The sequence below is a fragment of the Burkholderia sp. 9120 genome, from assembly GCF_000745015.1.
In the GTDB taxonomy this organism is placed as follows: domain Bacteria; phylum Pseudomonadota; class Gammaproteobacteria; order Burkholderiales; family Burkholderiaceae; genus Paraburkholderia.
Genome location: NZ_JQNA01000002.1, coordinates 1229120 through 1252817 on the forward strand (window position 1 = coordinate 1229120; position 23698 = coordinate 1252817).

Consider the following 23698-nt stretch of genomic DNA (forward strand, 5'->3'; position numbering starts at 1 on the left):
ATCTGGGCGCGCGCCGGCCTGCAACATCAGAAACGCGAACGAAAACGCAGACGAAACGGCCTCAGGCCGCCGCGGCTTGCGGCATCGCAACGTCCTGCTCGCCGCCCAACGCGTCGAGCAGATCGCTCAGCATGCGGTCGAGTTCGGCGGTCATCAGCGTGACGTCGGAGTCGAAGCGTTCGTCGTCGTTTTGCGCGGTGGGATCGCTCGCTTCTTTCAGCACGTCGAGCGCCGCAATGCGCTTGATCACCAGCGACGGCGTCAGCACGAACGACACGCGGTCGTTCCACGTCATCGCAAGTCGCATGCATTGCTTGCCGGCTTCGATATGACGGCGCATGTCTTCGGCGTCCAGCGTATGGCCGACGTAACGCACGGTCGCATTGCCTTCGGTCGGCGAGCGCAACTCGGTGTCCTGATCGAGCGTGAAGCCGGCGGGGCCTTCGCCGGAGAGCAGCCAGTTGGTCATTGCCGCGACCGGCGATTGCGTGACGCGCACCGTGCCGAGCGGCAGTTGATCGATCGACTTCGCCAGCAAACCGCGCACTTCATCGGCGACCGCTTGCGAGGCCGCGTCGATCACCAGCCAGCCGTTCTTGCAATCGATCCACACGCGCGTATCGCGGCGAATGCTGAACGCGCGCGGCAGCAGGTCGTCGGTGACCTGTTCCTTGAGTTCGCGCATCTGCTTGCGGCCAGGTTTGAAGCCCTGCTGTTCCTCGAGTTCGGCGGCGCGCGCCTTGGTCACCTGCGTGACCACCGATGCCGGCAGCAGCTTCTTTTCGGTACGGAACACCAGCAGCATCTGGCCGTTGAGCGTGTACACCAGCGAGTCGTTATCGCGCGGCGAGGCCCAGCCCTGGCTTTGCATCTCGACGGTATTGCCGGGCGCAAATGCGTGCGGCGCGAGCCACTTCTGCATCTGTTCGGGGGTGACGGACCACGGAGCGGGGAGACGGTGCAACTGAAGGTTTTTGAACCACATGGGCGACGGTCGTGTTTGGAGCAAGGCGCGTCATTCTATATGACGACGGAGGGATCGCGCGTCCTGGCGCTGACCACGCGCGGTTCGTTGAAATGACAGCGTCGAACGGGTTATTTTCAAATTAAACAATAAAATCCTTTCGATGAAAGACCCATTATCAAATACCGTCGTTAGCTGGAGAATGCGTTTCATCAACTTCAACTTCTCCGGAGCCTGTCATGTCCCACCATTCTTTTGCCCGTCTTTCTCGTCACGCGCTGCTTGCAGCTAGCCTTGCCGGCGCCTTGGGCACCGCTCATGCGGCTCATGCGGCTCATGCGGCTCAAGCCACTCAAGCCACGAGCGACGCCGACCTGCCCGTGCCGCACCACATCGCCGTTGACACGCGTTCCGCGCACAGCGCCGCGATCGTGCAAACCGCGCGCCGCTACGCCGCGTTCTGGAACACCGGCGACACCTCCTACGCGAAGCTCGCGCTGTCGCCGGCGTTTATCGATCGCACCTTGCCTGACGGACGGCCGCAAGGGCCTGAAGGGCCGTTGGCGGCGTCGAAGGGATTTCGCGCGGCGGTGCCCGACCTGCATGCGGAAATTGACGACCTGGTGGTGGCCGGCGACCGCGCGTCGGTTCATTTGCATTTCCGTGGCCACTTCACCGGCCAGTTCCAGAACCTCAAAGGTAGCGGCCAGACCGTCGACTTCCAGGCGTTCGATCTCTACCGTGTCCAGGACGGCCGAATCGTCGAGAACTGGCACCTCGAAGACAATCTGACGCTGCTCAGGCAACTCGGCGCGATCAAGCCGTAAAGCGCGCGCGGCGCCGTTGTTTAAGCGCGCCGGACGCGGAAATCACCTAGACTTTTTGAGAGGCGTGATAGGGAAGGAGGCGACCATGGCCGATGAAACCGCACCCTGGCAAATGGTGGAGTACGAGGGTTTCGAGATTCACGTGGCGCCCTTTCCGAAGACTCCGCCGGGAGAAGGCGGCGGCGGCTCAGTGCCGGCGGTGGCGGATAACCGCTACACGTATGTCGGCTACGTCTGCCATCCTGGCGCCGATGCGGCGATTCCCGGCCATTCAGTGCCGTTTCATGCGGATGGAGAGGAAAGCTTCGCCGGTCACGACGAAGCGTTGTACGAAGGGGTACAGGTGGGGCGCAGCATCGTCGAAGGAACGCATCCGGATTTGACGGTGCTGCCGTTGGTGACGGGCGGCGTGTGAACGTTGCGTCCGGCCGCTAGCAATCAGCTGAACGCGCGCTTGATTCGCGACTTGAACAATGCGCGCCGCAGACGGCCGTTCTGCTCCGGTTCCGTCACCGCCAGGCCGCCTTCGACCGCAATGCCGCGCCGCAAAAAATAACGGTCGAACGTGGCCTGCGTCATGCCCCACTTGTTGAGGAATTGACGACGCCCGTCGTTCTTCACGACCTTGCCGGTGCTCTTCTGCTGGAAGTGATACACGAGACTATCGCCGACGCCCAGAAACACACGGCAACCGGCATCCCACAGCTTCATCGAAAAGTCGTTGTCGCTGCTCATGCCCGGGCTCAATTCGCTGCTATAGCCGCCGAGTTTGTACCACCAGTCGCGATGCACGAGCGTGGGCGGCCAGGTCGCGCCGCGCCAGTCCGCCCGCACGAGTTTCGGCGTGGCCGCGACCAGTTCGTCCGCGCGGAAATTTTCCACGTCGCGGCCGAAGTTCTGCACCACCACGCAGGGGTTGCCCGAATCGACCGGCTCGACCATCGTGCCCGACAGCATGAACAGGTTGTCGGCCGGCATCTGCGCGAGCCGTTTGACGAGCGCGTCGTCCCAGCCGGGGCAGCAATACATGTCGTCGTTCATGTAGACGATGTAGTCGTGCGTGGCGCGCGCCGCCGCGATATTCACCGCGTGGCAGATGCCGATGTTGCCGGGCGACGCGGTGTGTTCGATGCCCTCGTCGCGCACCCACGCCAGCGTGCCGTCCGACCCGTCGTTGACGTGCACGATGATCTGATGCGTGTGCGTCGAATGACGCCGCAGGCTCTCGATCACGAGGCGCAGATAAGGCAGGTTGTTCCAGGTCGGGATGATGATTGAGAACATCGAATAGGTATTCCGTGGTGATGGCCCATGCAAACGGATCGTGCCGCTGGGATGCGGCGCGGATCGGCGGCGCCCGGTCTAGTCTTTTGCCGTTTTGTTGAACGGCGTGTTGAACGTGAGCTTGGCGGGAAGATCCGCTTCCCAGCCTTCCAGATCCTCGAACGGATAACGGCCCAGCGCATACAGCACGCGCTTGAAGCGGCTTTTGAACGGCGCGCTCGGCACATTGGGCAGCGAACCCGGTGCGGCGCCGGCCGTCTGGCGAATATAGTCGCGCGCGAAATCGCGCTGCGAAATGCCCCACTTCATCAGGAATTCGCGGCCGCCGCGATTGCGCCGGATACGGCCGGTCGATTTGGTGCCGAAGTGATAGATGCGGCAGGCCCCGACCGAGCGGAACGTGCGGCAACCGACCAGCCAGAGCTTCATCAGGAAGTCGTCGTCGCTGCTCATGCCGGGTCCGAACTCGATGCTGTAGCCGCCCACCATGTGCCACAACTGACGGCTGATCAGCATGGGCTGCAACGCGACGCCGTCGCGATCGGCCGACTTCATCGCCGCGGTGTACTTGAGCAGCCCGGCTTCGTCGAAATTGTCGGGTCCGCTGCCGAAGTTGGCCGCCGTGACGTTCGCATTGCCGGTATCGGTCGGCTCGATCAGCACGGAGGACAGATACGCGGACGCATGTCCCAGCCCGCGCAGACTGGCCTCGAATGCGAGGTCCCAGCCCGGCGTGACGAACATATCGTCGTTCAGGAACAGAATCCAGTCGCGCGTGGCGAGGCGCGCCACGTCGTTCAACGCCAGGCAGACGCCGACGTTACCTTTGCTCCACGTGTGGAGAAGGCCTTCCGAGCGCACCCAGTCGAGCGTGCCGTCGCTGCCGTCGTTGACGTGCACGATGATCTCGTGATCGAACGCCGAATGACGGCGAACGCTGTCGATACACAGCTTCAGATACGGCAGATTGTTCCAGCTCGGAATCAGGATACTGAACATGAGGCGACGGGAAAGCTCGTTGAATGGGATCGCGCGACACGGAAATGCTGAGTGCCGCGGGAAAGAAACGGGAAGGCGGACGACATGACCACGGCCGCCATCGATAACGCGTTGCCCGCGCAATGCTTAAGCGGATCGAGCAAGCCCAGCCGACCGGCTGACGCAAACGCGAGCGGAAATAACGCTGACAACGGGCTTCGTGAGTTGACGCTCAGAAACGGAAGATGGGCGGGCGTCGACATGTCTTATGAATTTAGCCGGCCGCCGCGACAGTTGCCGTGCGACCCGGTAGGATGGCCTCGCCATTGTACCGGGTTAGGGTCCTGATCCTGCAAATCGGCCGGGAGCCCAAAGCCCGCGCGGGTTGCCGATAACGCGGGCATTGCCGCGCCGTGACCACGGCGGCGCCGGCCTCCGCATCGGCCTCCGCATCGACGCGGCAATGTCCGCGTAAGCTTGCTGGAGCGTGCTGTTACCATACGGCCCACTCGCCTGCCCCTGCAAGCCGCCGTCATGCCGACATGCCGACACGGCGGGCGCTGTGTCGGCGGCCGGCTTCAGCATTTATTCCGTTTTTTTCAGTTTCGAGCAATGAACCGATTGATGAGCGCGCTCTACCGCGGCGCGCCTGCCGCCTTGAAACGCTTCGTGGAGACGGCTGTCGAGCGCTCCACGCGCATCCCTTACGCGGGCGTTGCGCATGAGCCCGAGGTGTTTCTGCGCAAGACGTCGCGAGCCAAAATCGTCAAGAAGTACCTGCACAAGCACTGGCTGCTCAGATGGCGCGGACAATCCCGCCTCGAACTGAGCAGCGCCGCCGACGCGAAGCGGTTGCTATGGATCTACACCGGCAAGCGCAATTTCGGCGATGCGACGATGGACATGTCCGGGCGCGCGCTCCTGAAGGGTCGCGGCTTCGACATCGACCTGTTCACGCTACCGAATCTGCACAAGCTGTTCGAGGAAGACGATGTGTTCCAGCACGTCTACTCCGATTTGCAGCAGCTTGCCGGCCGTCGATACGACGCGATCGTGATGTCGGAATTCAACCTGCCGTCCATCAAGCTGAAGACGCGCAATTTCGGGCATTTGCCATATGTCTGCCTGTTCCAGTATTTCTACGGCCCGGACCGCAACCAGACGACGTTCAGTTACGCCGCGGTGAATCACGCGTTTTCGCTGGGCTATGCGCCAACGAGCATCGTCGCGCTGAGCAAGCCTTATCTGGCTGCGAAGACCGGCACGCGCGAGTCGGTGCGAGCGTTGGTACCGAACGAACCGTTCGTGGCGCTGGCGGTCGGCGGGCTCGATACGAACCGCACTTATGGGCGTTGGGGCGAATTACTGGATCTGCTCGATCGATCGGACGAGCCGGGCATACCGAGGCACATCGTGCTGCTCGGCTCGGACAACGGGCTCGCCATGGCGGAAGTGTTGCTGAAGCGGGCGTTTAGCACGCTGAAGATCAGTTCGTGCGTTGCACGATTGACGTTGTTGCAGTCACGCGAAGCCGCGGCACAGGCAAGCCTTTTTGTCGGCGCGGATGGCGGTTTGATGCACGTGGCGCACTCCACACCGACGCCGAGCGTATCGTTATTTTCCGACCGCGAGCCACCGTATCTGCGACTGACTGAAGCGTGCCGCTCGATTGGAATTCAGAGTACTGGCGACGTCGACGAGATTGCGCCGACGGCGGTGATGAATGCGATTCGGACGCAGTTGGTGGGTTTGTCGAGCGCGGCGGGTCCGGATAAGCCGGGTGTTGCAGCTTAAAGGAGAAGGTGCGAGTCTCTTTCGCCGCTCAACTGCCGAGTCCCACTGAACACTGCGGCACGCGAAGCGCTGCCGGAAGAATGACTGCTGTGCCCCTGACGTGGAATGTGCGAGAGCACAGATTCCAGATGCACCACTACCGGAACCGTGCGGGGGACCCACTTATAAGCTAGCGGTGTGAGCCGCTTTCTTTTGCTTACTTTGCTTTGCGGCAGGCAAAGAAAAGTGAGTGCCGCCCCGCACAGGGGCAACGCTAATAGACCACTAACAAAGCAAGGAAAGGCCAACCCACCAAGCCCCGCGCCGCCCCCTCACGCCGCATCCTGCTGAAACTGAATCCGATGCAAATTCGCATAAAGCCCATCATGCGCCAGCAACTCCCGATGACTCCCCCGCTCGACGATCCTCCCAGCCTCCATCACAAGAATCCGGTCGGCCCGCTCGATAGTCGACAACCGATGCGCAATAACGAGCGTAGTACGCCCCTTCATCAACGTCTCCAACGCCGCCTGGACATGGCGTTCCGACTCAGAATCCAGCGCCGAGGTCGCTTCATCGAGAATAAGAATCGGCGCGTCCTTATAGATAGCCCGCGCGATCGCGAGCCGCTGCCGCTGCCCACCTGAGAGCATCAGCCCGTTATCCCCAACCAGCGTATCGATACCATTCGGCATAGCCTGAACCGTATCCCACAGGTTAGCCGCACGCAGCGCCGCCCTGACCTTATCCGAATCGGCCACTTGCCCATAAGCAACGTTATTGGCAACCGTATCGTTAAACAGCACGACATCCTGACTCACCATAGCAATCTGCCCACGCAGCGCATGCAGGTCATACTCAGGCAACGCAACACCATCGACCAGAATCTCCCCGCCGGTCGGATCAAAAAACCGCGGCAGCAAATTCACCAACGTCGTCTTGCCACTCCCCGACGGTCCCACGAGCGCAACCATTTCCCCTGGCGCCACCTTGAACGACACCTTATCCAGCGTGTGCCGATTATTCGTAGCGCTAGCGCCATAACTGAACGACGCATCGCGGAACTCCACTTCACCGCGCGCGCGCTCGAGCGGCTTGCCGCCGCCTTCCGGCTCGGACGGCTCGTCGATCAAGCCGAAGATCAGTTCACATGCCGTCATACCGCGTTGCAGCGGCTGATTCACGTCCATCAGGTGCTTGAGCGGTGAAATGATCAACAGCATCGCTGTCACGAACGCGACGAACCCGCCGACCGTGGTCTGATCCGACGACGACTGCATCACCGCAATCGTGATCACCACCGCCAGCGCGATCGACGCGAGAAACTGCGTGAGCGGCTGCGCGAGACCGCCGGAGACGGTCATACGCATTGCGTAACCGCGCAGGCGCTGGCTCATCGACGTAAAACGGTCGATCTCGTACTGCTCGCCGTTGTGCACCTTGACGACCTTGTAGCCGCCCACCGTCTCTTCGACGATGTACGACAGTTCGTTCGTCAACAACTGATGTTCACGGTTCAGGCGCCGCAAGCGACGGTTGATCTTGCCGACCAGCCAGCCGATTGCCGGCAACAGCACCGCGACGATCAGCGTCAGACGCCAGTTCAGATAGAACAGATAGCCGAGCAGGAACACCACGGTCAGCGAATCGCGCACCAGCGTGACCATCACGCTCAACAGCACGTTGAGAATCTGGTTCACCTCGAAGACGATCGCGTTGATCACCGTACTCGCGGTTTCGCGCTGGAAAAACGCGACGCTCGTGTGAATCATGCGGTTGAACATCTTCAGGCGCAGTTCGAGCAGGATACTGTTCGACACATACGCGAGCAGGTAACCGGATGCGTATTGCGACAGACTCCGAATCAGCGCGAGACCGATCACCGCGGACGGCACGAACCACTTGGTCTTGTCGTTGGCGTGCGCACCGAAACCCTTGTCCAGCAACGGCTTGAGCAGGGCCGGGATCGCCGCGTCGGTCGCGGAACTGATGGCCATCGCGACGATCGCACCGATGAGGACCCAGACCATCGGCTTGATGTACGGCCACAGGCGTCGAAAAATGACGGATGGCGACGACGCCTCGCCTGTGCCGATGGGTTTGCTTAACGTTGGCTTCGCGCTCAAGGAATCCTCTGGGAATGCGGGACGGCTGCCGCGCGGCGGACGGAATGCCCGCCGCGAGGAAATTCAAAGAAGAGCATTGTAAACGGTTGCGGGCGACGGCTGGGAGCTGGCTGAATGGGCTGTGTATACTGCTGCAACTCGCTGCGAACACCTCGCTGGCGGGTCGCCCCGAGTTGCCGGCGCGACCCGCTCGCGAATGTCGCTCGTGCGGCTCGTTCCATCACTTTGCCCTCCACCCGATTCAGGCATGCAAGAAACCACCCTCGGCGTCGCCATCATCACCAAAAACGCGGCGGCGCGGCTGGCCGAATGCCTGCAAGCTGTGTCGTTCGCCGACCAGATCGTCGTGATCGACGGCGGTAGCACCGACGGCACCGCGGATATCGCCCGCGCTCACGGCGCCCGGGTGATCGAAGAGACCGACTGGCCAGGTTTCGGCCCGCAGAAAAACCGCGCGGTAAAGGCGCTCTCCACCAACTGGATTCTTTCTCTCGACGCCGACGAAATCGTCTCGCCGGAACTGGCCGCTTCGATCCGCGCGGCACTCATCTCTCCCACCGCCGACGTCTACGCGGTGGACCGCCTGTCGAGTTTCTGCGGCCACTGGATTCATCACAGCGGCTGGTATCCGGACTGGATTCCGCGTCTGTTCAAACGCGGCGCGGCGCGTTTCTCCGACGACCTCGTCCACGAGCGTCTGGTGTTCGACACGCCCGCGCAACGGCTCACCGGCAAGCTGATGCACTACTCGTACGAGGACTTCGAAGGCGTGCTGCGCAAGCTCGACACGTATTCAACCGCCGGCGCGGCGCAACGTCATGCGGCGGGCAAGCGCGGCAGTTTCGGCAAGGCGCTCGGGCGCGGCGCCTGGGCGTTCGTGCGAACCTACGTGCTACGGCGCGGCTTTCTGGATGGCAAGGCCGGCTTCATGATCGCGGTGTTTAACGCTGAGACGGTGTACTACCGGTTTTTGAAGCTGGCGCGGTTGGGCGATGAGGCGCGGCGCTGAGGGCGAGACGGGACGCGGCGTGGGCCGTGAGAGGTGTTGCTGTGCCGCTTGAGTGTGTTTTGCTGCGCCGCCTGGTTGTCGAGGCTTGTCCGTGTCCGGGCAGCTGCTGCCGCATCGCCGCGACCGTACGAAGCCCTGAGCGGCAGCCCTATAAGCCGTAGCCCAACCCTCTGCTCGTTTTGCCCGCGCCACTGGCGCGGGCAACCCAACCATCAATAGACGATTTCGATCGAACTGCCGGCAAATTCGCCGCGCAACGCCGCGAGGAGTTCGTCGGTCGGCTTCACGCGCCACGCGTCGCCCAGACGCATTTCACCCTGCGCGGTTTCGCTGCGATACACCACCTGCACAGCCAGCCCGTTCGGGATCTGCACCGCCTGACGCTGACGGCCATTGTCGCCGCCATAGCCGCCGCCTCCGCCGCCGTTACGCCCGCCACCATTGCCACCGCGCGCCGACGCAACCGGCGCCGGAGCCGCCGCCGGTTCGTCCTTACCCGCGCTATGCGCTTCGAGCACGCGCCGCAACGCGAGTGCGTCTGCGTTGCCGTTCATCTCCACCTTCACGGCCTCCGCATAACGGCAGCGCGCGCGTCCGAGATCCATGACCGTCTCGACGGTAAAGCGGATGCCGCCGGTGAACGCGTCGTTACGCGCCTGACCCTGCACGACCAGCAGTTCGTCTTCCTTGAACAGTTGCTTGTGGGCTTCGAACGTCTCGTTGAACACCGTCACTTCGCACTGGCCCGTGCCGTCGTCGAGCAGCGCGATCAGCATCTTGCCGCGCTGGGTCATCTGCGTGCGCAGCGACGCGATCACGCCCGCGACCAGCTTGTCGCGCCCTTCCTTCAATTCGCCGATCTTCTGCCGCACGAAACGGCGCACTTCGCTCTTGTACGCGTCGAACAGATGGCCCGACAGGTAAAAGCCGAGCGCGGCCTTTTCTTCCTGAAGCTTCTTCTTTTCCGCCCACTCCGGCTCGTCGACCAGTTCGTGACCTTGCGACGGCGCGTCGCCCATGTCGAACAGGCCCGCCTGCAGCGCATTGGCGCTCGCCTGTTCGGCGGCCTCCATGGCGAGCGAGACGGAGGCAATCAACTGCGCGCGATTGGCATGCAGCGAGTCGAACGCGCCGGCACGGATCAACGCCTCGACCGTGCGACGATTGACGATACGGCGGTCGACGCGATTGCAGAAATCGAAAATGTCGATGAACGGACCGTCTTCCCGCGCACGCAGGATTTCTTCGATCGCGTTCTGGCCGCTGCCCTTGATCGCGCCGAGACCGTAGCGGATCGTTTTCGAGCGCTTGCCGTCCGGCTCGGCGACCGGTTCGAAGCGGTACGCCGACAGATTGACGTCCGGCGGCAGCACCGCCATCTTGTTCGTCAGGCAATCTTCGAACAGGATCTTGACCTTGTCCGTGTCGTCCATGGCGAGCGACATATTCGCCGCCATGAATTCCGCCGGATGGTGCGCCTTCAGCCACGCGGTGTGATACGCGAGCAGCGCGTACGCGGCCGCGTGCGACTTGTTGAAGCCGTAGCCCGCGAACTTCTCCATCAAGTCGAAGATTTCGTCGGCCTTTTCGCCGGTCAGCCCGTTCTTCGCGGCGCCCTGGCGGAACAACTCGCGATGCTCGGCCATTTCCTCGGCCTTCTTCTTACCCATCGCGCGACGCAGCAAGTCGGCGCCGCCCAGCGAGTAGCCGCCGATGATCTGCGCCATCTGCATCACCTGCTCCTGGTAGACCATGATGCCGTAGGTCTCTTTCAGAACAGATTCGACGCGCGGATCCGGATACTCGACGACTTCGCGGCCGTGCTTACGCGCGCAGAAGCTCGGGATCAGGTCCATTGGGCCCGGACGGTACAACGCGACCAGCGCGATGATGTCCTCGAAGCGGTCAGGCTGCGCGTCTTTCAGCATGCCTTGCATGCCGCGGCTTTCCAGCTGGAACACCGCGACCGTATTCGCTTTCTTCAGGATCGAGAACGACGGCGCGTCGTCCAGCGGCACCTGCGCGAGCGACCAGTCCTGCTTCGACGGATCGAGACGGCGGATATAGCGCTCGGCCCAGTCGAGAATCGTCAGCGTGGTCAGACCCAAAAAGTCGAACTTCACGAGGCCGACGGCTTCGACGTCGTCTTTGTCGTACTGGCTCACGACGCCGCTTTCGTCGCCCTGCGTGTACAGCGGACAGAAATCGGTCAGCTTGCCGGGGGCGATCAGCACGCCGCCCGCGTGCATACCGACGTTACGCGTGAGGCCTTCCACGCGCTGCGCGAGTTCGAGCAACTGATGCACTTCGTCTTCGTTGTCGAAGCGCTCCTGCAACAGCGGCTCTTCCTTCATCGCGTCGGCAATCGTGACGTGCTTGCCCGGCTTGAACGGAATCAGTTTGGCGATGCCGTCCGTGAACATGTAGCCGAGATCGAGCACCCGCCCGATGTCGCGCACCGCCGCCTTCGCCGCCATCGTGCCGAACGTGGCGATTTGCGACACCGCGTCCGCACCGTACTTTTCCTTCACGTACTGGATCACGCGATCGCGGCCGTGCTGACAGAAGTCGATGTCGAAGTCGGGCATGGAGACCCGTTCCGGATTCAGGAAACGTTCGAACAGCAGGTTGTAGCGCAGCGGATCGAGGTCGGTCACGCCGAGCGCGTAAGCGACCAGCGAACCCGCGCCCGAACCCCGGCCGGGGCCAACCGGCACGCCGTTGTTCTTCGCCCAGTTGATAAAGTCCGCCACGATCAGGAAGTAGCCCGGAAAGCCCATCTTGATGATCGTGCCGCACTCGAATTCGAGGCGCGCGTAATACGTTGCGCGTTGCGCTTCGCGTTCGGCCTCGTCCGGGTACAACTGTTCGAGACGCTTCTCGAGCCCCTCTTTCGACAACTGCACCAGGTAGTCGTCAAGCGACATGCCGTCTGGCGTGGGGAACAGCGGCAGCTTCGGCTTGCCGAGTTCGAGTGTGAGATTGCAACGCTTGGCGATTTCGACCGTATTGGCGAGCGCCGACGGAATGTCCGCGAACAGTGCGGCCATTTCTTCCTGCGTGCGGAAAAACTGCTCGGACGTGAAGCGCTTCGAGCGGCGCGGATTCGCGAGAATGTCGCCTTCGGAAATACACACGCGCGCTTCGTGCGCGGTGAAATCGTCTTGCGTCATGAACTGCATGGGATGCGTGGCGACCACCGGCAACTTCAGCGCCGCGGCAAGCGCGACCGACTGCTGCACGTACTGCTCGCCGCCCGGCTGACCGCTCCGTTGCAACTCGATATAGAAGCCGCCCGGAAAGACCTTCGCCCAATGCAATGCGTTGCGTTTGGCCGCTTCTTCGTTACCCGCCGCGAGCGCGAGGCCAATGTCGCCGTGCTGCGCACCGGACAACGCGAGCAAGCCTTCGCCCAGGCCGGATTCGAGCCAGCCAGCCTCGACTTCCGCGCGACCGCGATACTGATTGGTGAGCGACGCCTTGCTGAGCAACTCGCACAGATTCAGATAGCCGCGCCGGTCTTTGACCAGCAGCAGCAAACGGGAAGGCTTGTCGCGGTCGTCGGGATTGGTGATCCAGACGTCGCAGCCGGCAATGGGTTTGACCCCTTTGCCACGGGCTTCCTTGTAGAAACGGACGAGGCCGAACGCGTTACCGAGATCGGTGAGGGCGAGCGCGCCCTGACCGTCTTTGGCAGCGGCCTTGACGACGTCGTCAAGACGCACGATGCCGTCGGCAATCGAGAATTCGGAGTGAACGCGGAGATGAACGAAGCGGGGATCTGACATGGGCGACATTGTAACTCCACCCTCCGGGAGTTTTCAGGCCAAAACCGCGCGTTGGCCGTTCGGCTTAGGACACGAACGCGGCAGCCTTTATGCACTGGCGCTCCGCGCTATTTTTGACAATTGCGACGGTCACGTGAGAGCGACGCCGCTCGCCCGCGGCGTCAAAAAAACCTTGCGCGAATTCGCGTGAATTCGCGTGAATTCGCGTGAATCCGCGTGAATTCGCCCCGCCGTTGTTGACAACCGGCCGCAACGCGCCACGAGATCACGGACGATTTGCGCTAGCGCAAATCCCTGGCCATTCGGCCGAGTCGGGGAAAGTGCCGGGTTGAGGGATAATACGGGTTTCGCCCTATTCGACGTGGCCGCGCCAAACGAGGTCCAAACGGAGGCCAAACGTGAGCGCCCAACCGCGGGCAGCCTCACTCGCTCCGTTCTCCGCGCCGCCGGCCACCTCTTACCGCTGAACACACATGAGTATCGTCAACCTCTCCGCGTACCATTTCGCGACCATCGAAGACACCGCCGCGTGGCGCCCGTTCGTCACCGATCGCTGCAACGCGCTCGGCCTGCGCGGCACCGTGCTGCTCGCGCCGGAAGGCATCAACCTGTTCGTCGCCGGCACGCGTGAGACGACCGACGCGTTCATCGACTACATCCGTCACGACGCGCTGTTCGAAGGCAAGTTCGCCACGCTGCAATTCAAGGAAAGCCTGTCCGACAAGCAGCCGTTCACGCGCATGCTGGTCAAGCTCAAGCGCGAAATCATCACCATGAAGAAGCCGGCGATCCGCCCGGAACTCGGCCGTGCGCCGTTCGTCGACGCGCCCACGCTGAAACACTGGCTGGACCGCGGTCACGACGACCAGGGGCGCCCGGTCGTGATGCTCGACACGCGCAACGCGTTCGAAGTCGACGTCGGCACCTTCGAGAACGCGCTCGACTACCGCATTTCGAAATTCAGCGAATTTCCCGAGGTGATCGAGCAGAACCGCGCCGACCTCGAAGGCAAGACCGTCGTGTCGTTCTGCACCGGCGGGATTCGCTGCGAGAAGGCCGCGATCCACATGAAGGAAGTCGGCATCGAGAACGTGTATCAGCTCGAAGGCGGCATCCTGAAGTATTTCGAGGAAGTGGGCGGTGCGCATTATCAAGGCGACTGCTTCGTGTTCGATTACCGCACCGCGTTGAATCCGCAACTGGAACCCACGTCGACCGTGCAGTGCTTCGGCTGTCGCGCGGTGGTGCCGCCCGAGGCGCAGCAGTCGCCGCTGTACGTGGCGGGCAAGACGTGCCCCGCTTGCCATCCGGACGGCAAGGCCGCGCACGCGGCGTAATGCGGGCGGACATGCCGGCGGTGCGGATCACCCAGCCATGACCTATCGCGGGCGCTTCGCGCCATCGCCTACCGGGCCGTTGCATTTCGGCTCCCTGGTCAGCGCGCTCGCCAGTTGGCTCGACGCACGCGCGCATCGCGGCGCTTGGCTGGTTCGCATCGAAGATATCGACGGTCCGCGCACCGTGCCGGGCGCCGCCGAGAGCATTCTCTCGACGCTCGAACGTTTCGGCATGCACGCGGACGAGCCGCCGGTCTGGCAAAGCCGTCGCATGCCGCGCTACCTGCAGGCGCTGGAACAGTTGAAGTCCACCGGACTGATCTATCCGTGCGGCTGCACGCGCAAGGAGATCGCCGACTCGCTGCTGCACGCACATGCGCGCAATACGACTCTCGCTTATCCCGGCACTTGCCGCACCGGCCTGCATGGCAAGCCGGCGCGCGCGTGGCGCCTGCGCGTGCCCGACGGCGATGCGGCCGTCATCACCTTCCAGGACCGCTGGCAGGGTCCGCAGACGCAGAACCTGGCCACTGAAGTCGGCGATTTCGTGCTGCGGCGCGCGGACGATCAATGGGCGTATCAACTGGCCGTGGTGGTTGACGATGCCGACGACAACATCACGCATATTGTCCGCGGCGCGGATCTGATGGATTCGACGGCGCGGCAGATTTATCTGCAGCGCTGTCTTGGCGCGCCGACGCCGCACTATTTGCACGTGCCCGTGGTCACGAACGAACACGGCGAAAAACTCAGCAAGCAGAACGGCGCGACCGCGCTCGATGACGACCAGCCGCTCGACGCGCTGAACGCCGCGGCGCGGCATCTCGGCCTCGACCTCGGCCTGACGACGAACGGCCAAAAACCGGCAGCAACGCTGGAATGCTTCTACGCGGCCGCCACGGCAGCATGGGCCAAGCGAATGGGAATAAGCGAGTGAATGCGGGCGGGAGTTTCTGCCTGGCGACCGGACCGAGAGCCCAGTAGAACCGAACCCGAGCGGCGCCAAACGAAGCAGAAAGCGAAGAAAAAAGAAGAAAAGCGCGAAGCAAAAAACAAAGGGCGATTTACAGAGAAACCGCCGCGATGACCAACCTGTCCGGCCTAAAACTATCGGCTGCCGCCCCGCTCGGGGCATAGGGCGCAGCGCCGATCAACCTGCAAAGACCACCATCCGCATCCGCGCGATCAGGAAGACGGAGTAGTCGACTTCCGCGGCATCCCAAACCCACCCAGCAACGCCGCCAAAGGCTGCTTGGAACCGGACTTCTGCGGCGCGGCAGCGGAAGAAGCCGCAGCCTCTTCGACCTTGCGAACCGAAGCCGGCGACGGCTCATAAGGCTTGAGAAAGAAATCGTCCACCGGCTGCGCGCGATGATGATGCGGCCGATCGAACGAACCCGACGACGCCGGACCCGAACGCCGGCGAGCACCGCGCTCATCACGGCCTTCGCGACCCTCACGGCCTTCGCCGCGGCTTTCGCTGCGCTCACGGCGCGGCGCGCGCTCTTCATGATGATGACGCACAGGCGTATTCACCGTCAGATGCTGCACGTCCAGCGGACGCTTGATCAGCTTCTCGATATCGGCGAGTTGCTTGCGCTCGTTCGGGCTGCACAGCGACAACGCGTCGCCCGACGCACCCGCGCGGCCGGTACGGCCGATCCGGTGCACATAGTCTTCCGCATTGAACGGCAGATCGAAGTTGATCACCGCCGGCAGTTCGGCGATATCCAGACCGCGCGCGGCGACGTCGGTCGCCACCAGCGCTTCGATCTCGCCGCGCTTGAACGCGTCGAGTGCCTGCATCCGCTCGTTCTGCGTACGGTCGCCGTGAATCGCGGTCGCGACCACGCCGTCGCGCTCCAGACTGCGCGCAAGGCGGCTTGCGCCGATCTTGCTGTTACAGAACACGATCACCTGCTTGAGGCTGCGTTCGCGAATCAGTTGCACGACCGCGCCGGTCTTATCGCCTTCCGCGACTTCGTAGACGATCTGCGTCACGTTGGTCGCGGTGGAATTGCTGCGCGCGACTTCGATAGTCTGCGGGTCGCGCAGATACGTGGCGGCCAGTTTCTTGATTTCGCCCGAGAAGGTGGCCGAGAACAGCAGCGTCTGACGTTCCTTCGGCAGCAAATTCAGAATGCGCTGCAAATCCGGCAGGAAGCCCATGTCGAGCATGCGGTCGGCTTCGTCGAGCACCAGAATCTGCACCTGGCCGAGATTGGCGGTTTTCTGTTGCACGTGGTCGAGCAAGCGGCCCGGCGTGGCGATCAGAATTTCGACGCCGCGGCGCAATGCTTCGGACTGCGGGTTCATATCGACACCGCCGAACACCACCGTGCTGCGCAGCGCCGTGTGCTTCGCGTACGACTGCACGTTCGCGGCGACCTGGTCGGCCAGTTCGCGGGTCGGCGTGAGAATCAGCGCGCGCACCGGATGGCGGGCCGGCGAAGCACTCGTGCTCGCCTGCGGCAGCAGCCGCTGGATGATCGGCAGCGAGAAGCTCGCGGTCTTGCCGGTGCCGGTTTGCGCGGCGCCCATCATGTCACGGCCGGCCAGCACGACGGGAATCGCCTGCTCCTGGATCGGCGTAGGCGTGGTGTAGCCCGATTCTTTGACGGCTTTCAGGATATCGGGCGCGAGGCCGAATTGATCAAAAGTCGCAGTGCTGGGCGTGACGGCTGTGTCGGACATGGTGGCTTTCGCTAATAAATGCGCTTGGCGCGTGCGCGCGGCAGCGGTCGGAACCGCAGAGGGCATTGTGATGAAGGCGGAGCCACGGCGTTCCGCACGGGACCCGTTGGTATTGCAGGAAAAAATGCGGCCGGCTCCGGCCGGCGGAAACACCCGCCGGAAAGGCCGGTATTGTAGCACTTCAGCAAAAACACTCATGGCGCATCTGCCGGCTTTCTGCTTACGCCGGCGAAAGCCGCACCGCCGCTCGCTGTCCGCGGACCGGCAATGCGGTGCGAATTTCAGCAAACACCAGCCAAACCCGGCAAAACACCGCCGCGCCTCGCTGGCGAGCGTAGTGCGCGCAGGCGACAGTTCCGTGACAGCCTGCGCTCACTGGGGGCTAACCACCATTTACCCGCGCTTACCAGGTTTCGCGCATCACCATCAGGCGCAATTCGGTCATGTCCTCGATCGCGTAGCGCACGCCTTCGCGTCCCAGCCCGGAATCCTTCACGCCGCCGTACGGCATGTTGTCGACCCGGAACGACGGCACGTCGTTGATCACCACGCCGCCCACGTCGAGTTCGTCCCACGCGCGGTGCGCATTCGCGAGCGAATCCGTGAAGATACCGGCTTGCAGGCCGAAGTCGCTGTCGTTGACGGTGGCGAGCGCCGCGCCGAAGTCGTCGAAACGCTCGAGGATCGCCACCGGCCCGAACGCTTCCTTGCGATACAGGTCGCTATCGCGCTTCACGCCTTCGAGCAGCGTAGCCTCGAACATCGCGCCCTCCACCTTGCCGCCGGCGACGATCTTCGCGCCCGCCTGCACCGCGCTGTCCATCCAGCCGGCGAGGCGTCTGGATTCCGATTCGGAGATCATCGGGCCCACAAAAGTCTTTTCGTCCTTCGGATCGCCCATGATCAGCGACTTCGTCTTCGCGATCAGTTTCTCGCGCAGCGCGTCGTAGAGGCTTGCATGCACCAGAATCCGCTGCACGCCGATACAGCTCTGCCCCGACTGATAGAACGCGCCGAACGCCAGCCGGTCCACCACGTAGTCGAGCTTGCCGCCCTGATCGCCGTCGACGATCGCGGCCGCGTTGCCGCCCAACTCCAGAATCACCTTCTTCTTGCCGGCCTTTTTCTTCAGATCCCAACCCACCGCCGGCGAGCCGGTGAAGGACAGCAGCTTGAAACGTTCGTCGGTGGTGAACAGATCCGCGCCGTCGCGATGCGCCGGCAGAATCGAAAACGCGCCTTTCGGCAGATCGGTTTCCGCCAGAATCTCGCCCATGATCAACGCGCCGACCGGCGTGCGGCTCGCCGGCTTCAGCACGAACGGTACGCCCGCCGCGATCGCCGGCGCCACCTTGTGCGCGGTCAGATTCAGCGGGAAATTGAACGGCGAGATAAACGAACACGGCCCGATCGGCACGCGCTTCACATAGCCGTGAAAGCCCTTGGCACGCGGCGCAATCTCCAGATTGATGATCTCGCCGTCGATCCGCACCGATTCCTCCGCGGCCACCTTGAACGTGTCGATCAGCCGCGTGACCTCGCCCCGCGAGTCGTTGATCGGCTTGCCGGCTTCGATGCACAGCGCCAGCGCCAGTTCGTCGTAACGCTCGCGAAAACGCTTCACACAATGTTCGAGCACCGCCTGGCGCTTGAACGGCGGGAAGGCGCGCATGGCCGGCATCGCCGCGACCGCATGGCCGATCGCCTGGTCGATCGCGGCGACGTCGGCCATGGCCACACGGGTGGCCACTTCGCCGCTGAATTTGTCGGTGACTTCGAGATCGGTGTTGGCCGCCACGGCTTCGTTGGCGAGGTAGTACGGGTAAGTCTTGTTCAACATGACACGCTCTCCTGGTTCCAATGCCTGACAGTGCTCACAGTGCTCACAGTTGCGCGCTCAACCGCTTGATCTCGCGGTTCAACACGCGCTCGTTATCCGAATAGTCGATCGGCAGATCGATCACATGCACGCCCGGCGTGACGAAGCATTCGCGCAGCAAAGGCGCAAACTCCGCCGCCGATTCGATCCGGTGTCCCTTCGCCCCATAACTCTCCGCATAGGCCACGAAATCCGGATTCGCCAGCGTCATGCCGTAGTCCGGGAAATTCATGTTTTCCTGCTTCCAGCGGATCATGCCGAACGCGTCGTCGCGCAGAATCAGGACCACCAGATCGAGCTTCAGGCGCACCGCCGTTTCCAGTTCCTGCGAATTCATCATGAAGCCGCCGTCGCCGCACACGGCCATGACCTTGCGGTCCGGGTGCACGATCTTGGTGGCAATCGCGGACGGCAAGCCCGCGCCCATCGACGCCAGCGCGTTGTCGAGCAGCAGCGAATTCGGTTCGTGCGCGCGGTAATAGCGGGCGAACCAGATCTTGTACATGCCGTTATCCAGACACACGATGCCGTCCACCGGCGCGGTCTCGTACACGTCGTTGACGATCCGCACCGGGTACATCGGGAAGCGGTCGTCGTGCTGGCCTTTGACCAGATGCGCCTCGAAGTGCTGCTTGATCTCCTTAAAGCGCGTGAAGTCCCAATGCTCCTGACGTTCCTTCAGACTTTCCTTCAGTTGCCACACCGCGTTGGCGATATCGCCGACCACTTCGATCTGCGGGAAGTACACCGTATCCACTTCCGCGCCGAGAAAATTGACGTGAATCACCGTCTTTTCGCCCGCTTCGCCGCTGCGCATGAAGAACGGCGGCTTCTCGATCACATCGTGACCGACATTGATGATGCAGTCGGCGTGATCGATCGCGCGGTGCACGAAATCGCCGTCGGACAAGGTCGCGTTGCCGAGCCACATGGGATGCGATTCGTCGATCACGCCCTTGCCCATCTGCGTCGTGAAGAACGGAATGCCGGTCTGGTCGACGAACTCGCGCAGCATCCTGGTGGTGGTTTTGCGATTGCCCCCCGCGCCGATCATCAGCAGCGGATGCTTCGCGCTCTTGATCGCCTCGACCGCGCGCGCCACCGCTTTTTCCTCGGCCACCGGACGGCGGCTGAAGCTCTTCGGGATCGGCTTGCCGTCGCCCTCTTCATGCGCGACGTCTTCGGGCAACTCGAGGTGAGTGGCGCCGGGCCGTTCTTCTTCCGCCTGCCGGACCGCCTCGCGCACCGCCGCCGGGATATTGCCGATCGAAACGATCTGCCGCGTGTACTTGGTGAGCGGCTCCATCATCCGCACCACGTCGACGATCTGGAAATGGCCCTGCTTGCTCGACTTGATCGGCTTCTGGCCGGTGACCATCAGCATCGGCATGCCGCCGAGCTGCGCGTACGCGGCGGCGGTCACGAAGTTGGTCGCGCCCGGGCCGAGCGTGGCCAGACAGACGCCCAGGCGGCCGGTGAGACGCCCGTAAGTGGCGGCCATGAAACCGGCCGCCTGTTCGTGACGCGTGAGGATCAGACGGATTTTGGAGCGGCGCAGCGATTCGAGCAGATCGAGATTTTCTTCGCCGGGAATGCCGAACACGTACTCGACACCTTCGGCTTCCAGCGATTTGACGAACAGGTCCGATGCTTTCATGGAGGGTCTCGCTTGATGAAACGGACGCGGGCCGTGAGCCCGGCCGTCAGGGTCCGGGAACGGACGAAACGGACGATCGAAGACGACAGCAGTCGCGCGGAGAACGCGCGGCATGGCGGAACGGCGTGGTGCATGCCACGCCGGACAGCTTACTACTCGAACGGAAAGGATGTGTGCGGGCGGGCAGTGCCGCGCGGCGGAAGGCGGGTGACGCAGGAGAAGCAGGCGATGCGGGTAACGCAGGTGACGCGGGCGAAGCAGGCAGCGCAGGCGAAGCAATCAAAACAGGCGGCGTTGACACGCAAGGCCGCCGCATCGCGGTCAGCGATTGATGGTGACGCAGTCGGACAGCATGGGCGGTGCGTTTTCGCCGTCTGTCGCGTCGTACAGGTCGGCGCGCGGCCCCTTGGTCCACCACGTGTAGCTGCCAGCCTGGTATTTTGCGCCGGACGCCGACAGCGTGTTGACGAACAGCAATTGCTGACCCTTCACGGGCACGAGCGCAAAGCTCTGGCCGTTGGCCGTGTTCCAGTAAGTGACCTGCAGAATCTTGCCGGTCGCGCAGGTGTATTTATGCGTCTGACGGTTTTTGGTTTGAATCTCGGCGAGGCGTAACGGTTCGGCGCACGCGTTGCCATAGAGCGCCGCGAGACCGGCCGCCGTGGTGACTGCAACAAGCCATTTCTTCATAGGAAGCCTCGTTAGTTGCTGCTTGCCGCCGATGCGTGGCGCGATGCCGATGGCGCGACGAACGCCGCCGCGCTGCGCGGCCGCATGACGCGCCTCGATATCGCGGACCGCGTGCTTACGGATCGATCACATTGGCGCACGCGTCGGTCGGCGCGGCGGCGACGTGCCCGACCAGCGGCACGATCTTCAGACCCGCCGATGCGACCCGGCACGGCGCGGCCGCGAGACCGCAACCTGCCAGACCAGCGCTCAACGCGAGCACCACGCTCAATGCGCCCAACCGCCCGGCCACACCACGCTGCTTTCCAGCGCTGGAAGCGGAGTCGACACCCGCGTCGGACCCGGACTCAACCTCGAAGTGACTGTTCGACTGACTGCTGCGGAATCCCTGCATCATGCCTACCTCTTACACTTGCTTACCTTCTACGACGATTCGGATTCCGCGCGCGGCACCGCGCACACGGCGGACTGTATGGCACATAGACATGCGTCGCCGTGCATTCGTTCGCCCTGTTTCGCGTAGCCCTGTTCGACGTCGCTTCGACGTCACTTCGACTTCGTGGACACCGGCCGCACCGCCGCCGCGGCCTGCTTCGCACGCGAGCGGGCTTCGTCGAGATTTTCGCCGGTGGCCAGCGCCACGCCCATGCGACGCTTGAGGAAACTCTCGGGCTTGCCGAACAGCCGCAGATCCGCGTTGGGCACGGCCAACGCCGCCGCCACGCCTTCGAACGCGATGCCGGTTTCGTCGAGCCCACCATAAATTACCGCCGACGCCCCCGGCGCCCGCAGCGACGTATCCACCGGCAAACCGAGGATCGCGCGCGCGTGCAGTTCGAACTCCGAGAAACGCTGCGAGCACAGCGTGACCAGACCCGTGTCATGCGGACGCGGGCTCACTTCCGAGAACCACACCTCGTCGCCGCGCACGAACAGCTCGACGCCGAACAGGCCGCGGCCGCCGAGCGCCGCCGTCACCTTCTCCGCGACTTCGCGCGAACGTTGGAGCGCGAGCAGGCTCATCGGTTGCGGCTGCCACGATTCGACGTAGTCGCCCGCCACTTGCACGTGGCCGATCGGATCGCAGAAATACGTGCTGACCGCGCCGCTTGCCGGATCGATGGCGCGCACGGTCAATTGCGTGATTTCGTACTCGAAGTCGATAAAGCCTTCGACGATCACGCGGCCATGATTCACGCGGCCGCCGGCCATGGCGTATTGCCACGCGGGTTCGACGTCGGCGTCGCTCTTCAGCACCGACTGGCCCTTGCCCGACGACGACATGACCGGCTTCACCACGCACGGATAGCCGACCTTGGCGATGCCGGCGCGCAGTTCGTCGAGCGAATCGGCGAACGCGTACGGCGAAGTCGGCAAGCCGAGCTCTTCGGCGGCCAGACGGCGGATGCCTTCGCGGTTCATGGTGAGCTGCGTGGCGCGCGCGGTCGGGATCACTTCGGCGAGACCGTCGGTTTCGATCGCGGCAAGAGCCTCCGTCGCGATGGCTTCGATCTCGGGGACGATCAGATGCGGGCGCTCCTGCTCGACCAGCGCGCGCAACGCGGCGCGGTCGGTCATGTCGATCACGTGGGCGCGATGTGCGACCTGGTGACCCGGTGCGTTCGGGTAACGGTCGACGGCGATCACTTCGACGCCCAGCCGTTGCAGCGCGATGATCACTTCCTTGCCGAGCTCGCCGGCGCCGAGCAGCATGACGCGCGTAGCGGATTCAGAAAGGGGCGTGCCGATCCGTTGGCCGATCTGCATGGGGTCTCCAGATAAAAGTCGGATGAGGGTGGGATTGGATAGAACACGATGTTAACATGCTGGCCCCTCGCCGCGCCTTGCTCGCAGCGGCCGCATTCTCATCTGCGCGTGGGGCGCGCAGGCGCGCCGCGGACCGATCCGCCGGCGGCCCGATTAAGCGCTTGGCACGCCGTTGCGCTCGCGTGCGGCGAGCTTAGTGCGTTACCCTTACGCCTTCGCCAGTTTGAAGAGGAACGACGCCATGCTCCAAAGCTCCTCCGCGCGACGTATTGCGCGCTTTACCTCACCTTTCGTCTCGTATTTCGCTCCGCGTTTTGTTCCGCGCTTTGTTCCGCGTTTTGCTCGTCATGCGCGCACGGTTTTGGCCGGGCTGGGCGTCGCCGCGCTGTTGAGCGCCTGCGCGATCCCGAAACATCCCGATTCGGAAGCCGCGGCGCCCGATCCGTTCAATCCCGCCGCCACGCAATTGCTCGACGACACGAGCTGGGTGCTGAGCGGCTGGAAGCAGGCCGACGGCAGCGCGCGCGCGATTCCGTCCGCCGATCAGGGCGCGCCGATCACGCTCACGCTCTCCACCGACAAAGGCCAGCGGCACGCGAGCGGCTTTTCCGGTTGCAACCGCTACATGGGTTCGTATGGGCTGAAAGACGGCAAGCTGAGCTTCGGCACGCTGGGCGGCACGCGCATGGCGTGCATGACGCCGGGTGGGCAGCTCGAAGGCGCGTATCTGAACGCGCTGACGCATATCGACCGTACCGGCGTGCAAATGCGCGCACCGCAGCAGATGCAACTGGTGCTCGATAACGGCGATACGCTGACGTTCGACCGCAGCGCAAAATGATCGGCGCGCGGCGCGCGGCAATGCACCGTTTTTCTTTCGACGCAAGCTCGCTTGCGTCTGCTTTCGAAGCCACTGGCTTCGCCG

Annotated in this window: 20 protein-coding genes; 9 read left to right on the forward strand and 11 right to left on the reverse strand. The window is 63.3% G+C overall.

Annotation, left to right across the window (positions count from 1 at the left end):
* Window positions 1–61 precede the first annotated feature (61 nt).
* Window positions 62–985: a recombination-associated protein RdgC gene (locus tag FA94_RS13720; protein WP_035551934.1), complete on the reverse strand. Its 924-nt coding sequence runs from the start codon at window positions 983–985 to the stop codon at window positions 62–64.
* Window positions 986–1203: 218 nt separating this feature from the next.
* Here FA94_RS13720 and FA94_RS13725 point away from each other — a divergent pair, with 218 nt between their 5' ends.
* Both FA94_RS13725 and FA94_RS13730 read left to right on the forward strand, forming a co-directional pair.
* The gene (locus FA94_RS13725) at window positions 1204–1791 is read left to right on the forward strand and encodes an ester cyclase (RefSeq protein WP_035551937.1); all 588 of its coding nucleotides are present in this window, start codon (window positions 1204–1206) and stop codon (window positions 1789–1791) included.
* A gap of 85 nt (window positions 1792–1876) precedes the next feature.
* Window positions 1877–2206, forward strand: coding sequence for a hypothetical protein (locus FA94_RS13730; RefSeq protein WP_035551939.1), 330 nt, complete (start codon window positions 1877–1879; stop codon window positions 2204–2206).
* A 23-nt stretch (window positions 2207–2229) separates the two neighbouring features.
* On the opposite strand, the gene FA94_RS13735 is transcribed toward FA94_RS13730, so the two are convergent.
* Together FA94_RS13735 and FA94_RS13740 are read right to left on the reverse strand one after the other, a co-directional pair.
* Window positions 2230–3075, reverse strand: a complete 846-nt coding sequence (locus FA94_RS13735) for a glycosyltransferase family 2 protein (RefSeq protein WP_035551940.1) — start codon at window positions 3073–3075, stop codon at window positions 2230–2232.
* Window positions 3076–3153: 78 nt separating this feature from the next.
* Window positions 3154–4074, reverse strand: coding sequence for a glycosyltransferase family 2 protein (locus FA94_RS13740; protein ID WP_035551942.1), 921 nt, complete (start codon window positions 4072–4074; stop codon window positions 3154–3156).
* Between the two features lie 603 nt (window positions 4075–4677).
* Here FA94_RS13740 and FA94_RS13745 point away from each other — a divergent pair.
* Entirely contained in the window at window positions 4678–5847 is a 1170-nt protein-coding gene (locus FA94_RS13745) for a glycosyltransferase family 9 protein (protein ID WP_051980565.1), read from the forward strand.
* 311 nt (window positions 5848–6158) lie between these two features.
* Here the strand turns inward: FA94_RS13745 and msbA are convergent, their stop codons facing one another.
* The gene (gene msbA / locus FA94_RS13750) at window positions 6159–7922 is read right to left on the reverse strand and encodes a lipid A export permease/ATP-binding protein MsbA (protein ID WP_231585120.1); all 1764 of its coding nucleotides are present in this window, start codon (window positions 7920–7922) and stop codon (window positions 6159–6161) included.
* Between msbA and FA94_RS39430 the strand changes: the two genes are divergently transcribed.
* Complete coding sequence (locus FA94_RS39430) at window positions 7816–8034, forward strand: hypothetical protein (RefSeq protein WP_231585167.1); 219 nt, start codon at window positions 7816–7818, stop codon at window positions 8032–8034. The genes msbA and FA94_RS39430 overlap by 107 nt on opposite strands.
* Before the next feature lie 165 nt (window positions 8035–8199).
* On the forward strand, window positions 8200–8961 hold the full coding sequence (locus FA94_RS13755; RefSeq protein WP_035551947.1) for a glycosyltransferase family 2 protein: 762 nt from the start codon (window positions 8200–8202) through the stop codon (window positions 8959–8961).
* 212 nt (window positions 8962–9173) lie between these two features.
* Here FA94_RS13755 and dnaE read toward each other — a convergent pair whose 3' ends face one another.
* Window positions 9174–12758 (reverse strand): DNA polymerase III subunit alpha, encoded by a 3585-nt coding sequence (gene dnaE / locus FA94_RS13760; RefSeq protein WP_035551949.1) that lies wholly within the window; start codon window positions 12756–12758, stop codon window positions 9174–9176.
* On the opposite strand from dnaE, the gene FA94_RS13765 reads away from it, so the two are divergent.
* From FA94_RS13765 to gluQRS, 3 genes are all read left to right on the forward strand, one after another.
* On the forward strand, window positions 12748–12939 hold the full coding sequence (locus tag FA94_RS13765; protein ID WP_035551952.1) for a hypothetical protein: 192 nt from the start codon (window positions 12748–12750) through the stop codon (window positions 12937–12939). The genes dnaE and FA94_RS13765 overlap by 11 nt on opposite strands.
* A 283-nt stretch (window positions 12940–13222) precedes the next feature.
* On the forward strand, window positions 13223–14086 hold the full coding sequence (locus tag FA94_RS13770) for a sulfurtransferase (RefSeq protein WP_035551955.1): 864 nt from the start codon (window positions 13223–13225) through the stop codon (window positions 14084–14086).
* A 37-nt stretch (window positions 14087–14123) separates the two neighbouring features.
* Window positions 14124–15023: a tRNA glutamyl-Q(34) synthetase GluQRS gene (gene gluQRS / locus FA94_RS13775; RefSeq protein ID WP_035551957.1), complete on the forward strand. Its 900-nt coding sequence runs from the start codon at window positions 14124–14126 to the stop codon at window positions 15021–15023.
* A gap of 248 nt (window positions 15024–15271) precedes the next feature.
* Here the strand turns inward: gluQRS and FA94_RS13780 are convergent, their stop codons facing one another.
* The 6 genes from FA94_RS13780 to purT all read right to left on the reverse strand — a co-directional run bounded on the left by FA94_RS13780 (window position 15272) and on the right by purT (window position 22773).
* The gene (locus tag FA94_RS13780; RefSeq protein ID WP_035551960.1) at window positions 15272–16780 is read right to left on the reverse strand and encodes a DEAD/DEAH box helicase; all 1509 of its coding nucleotides are present in this window, start codon (window positions 16778–16780) and stop codon (window positions 15272–15274) included.
* A 403-nt stretch (window positions 16781–17183) separates the two neighbouring features.
* Window positions 17184–18620 (reverse strand): aldehyde dehydrogenase family protein, encoded by a 1437-nt coding sequence (locus tag FA94_RS13785; RefSeq protein ID WP_035551963.1) that lies wholly within the window; start codon window positions 18618–18620, stop codon window positions 17184–17186.
* Between the two features lie 43 nt (window positions 18621–18663).
* Window positions 18664–20316, reverse strand: a complete 1653-nt coding sequence (locus tag FA94_RS13790) for an acetolactate synthase large subunit (protein WP_035551966.1) — start codon at window positions 20314–20316, stop codon at window positions 18664–18666.
* Window positions 20317–20637: 321 nt separating this feature from the next.
* Window positions 20638–21006, reverse strand: a complete 369-nt coding sequence (locus FA94_RS13795; RefSeq protein ID WP_035551969.1) for an MliC family protein — start codon at window positions 21004–21006, stop codon at window positions 20638–20640.
* Window positions 21007–21121: 115 nt separating this feature from the next.
* A complete protein-coding gene (locus FA94_RS39890; RefSeq protein WP_347880822.1) occupies window positions 21122–21298 on the reverse strand; it encodes a DUF6726 family protein in 177 nt (58 codons plus the stop codon).
* 254 nt (window positions 21299–21552) lie between these two features.
* Entirely contained in the window at window positions 21553–22773 is a 1221-nt protein-coding gene (gene purT / locus FA94_RS13800) for a formate-dependent phosphoribosylglycinamide formyltransferase (RefSeq protein ID WP_035551971.1), read from the reverse strand.
* A gap of 241 nt (window positions 22774–23014) precedes the next feature.
* On the opposite strand from purT, the gene FA94_RS13805 reads away from it, so the two are divergent.
* On the forward strand, window positions 23015–23614 hold the full coding sequence (locus FA94_RS13805; protein WP_035551973.1) for an META domain-containing protein: 600 nt from the start codon (window positions 23015–23017) through the stop codon (window positions 23612–23614).
* The last annotated feature ends 84 nt before the right edge of the window (window positions 23615–23698 follow it).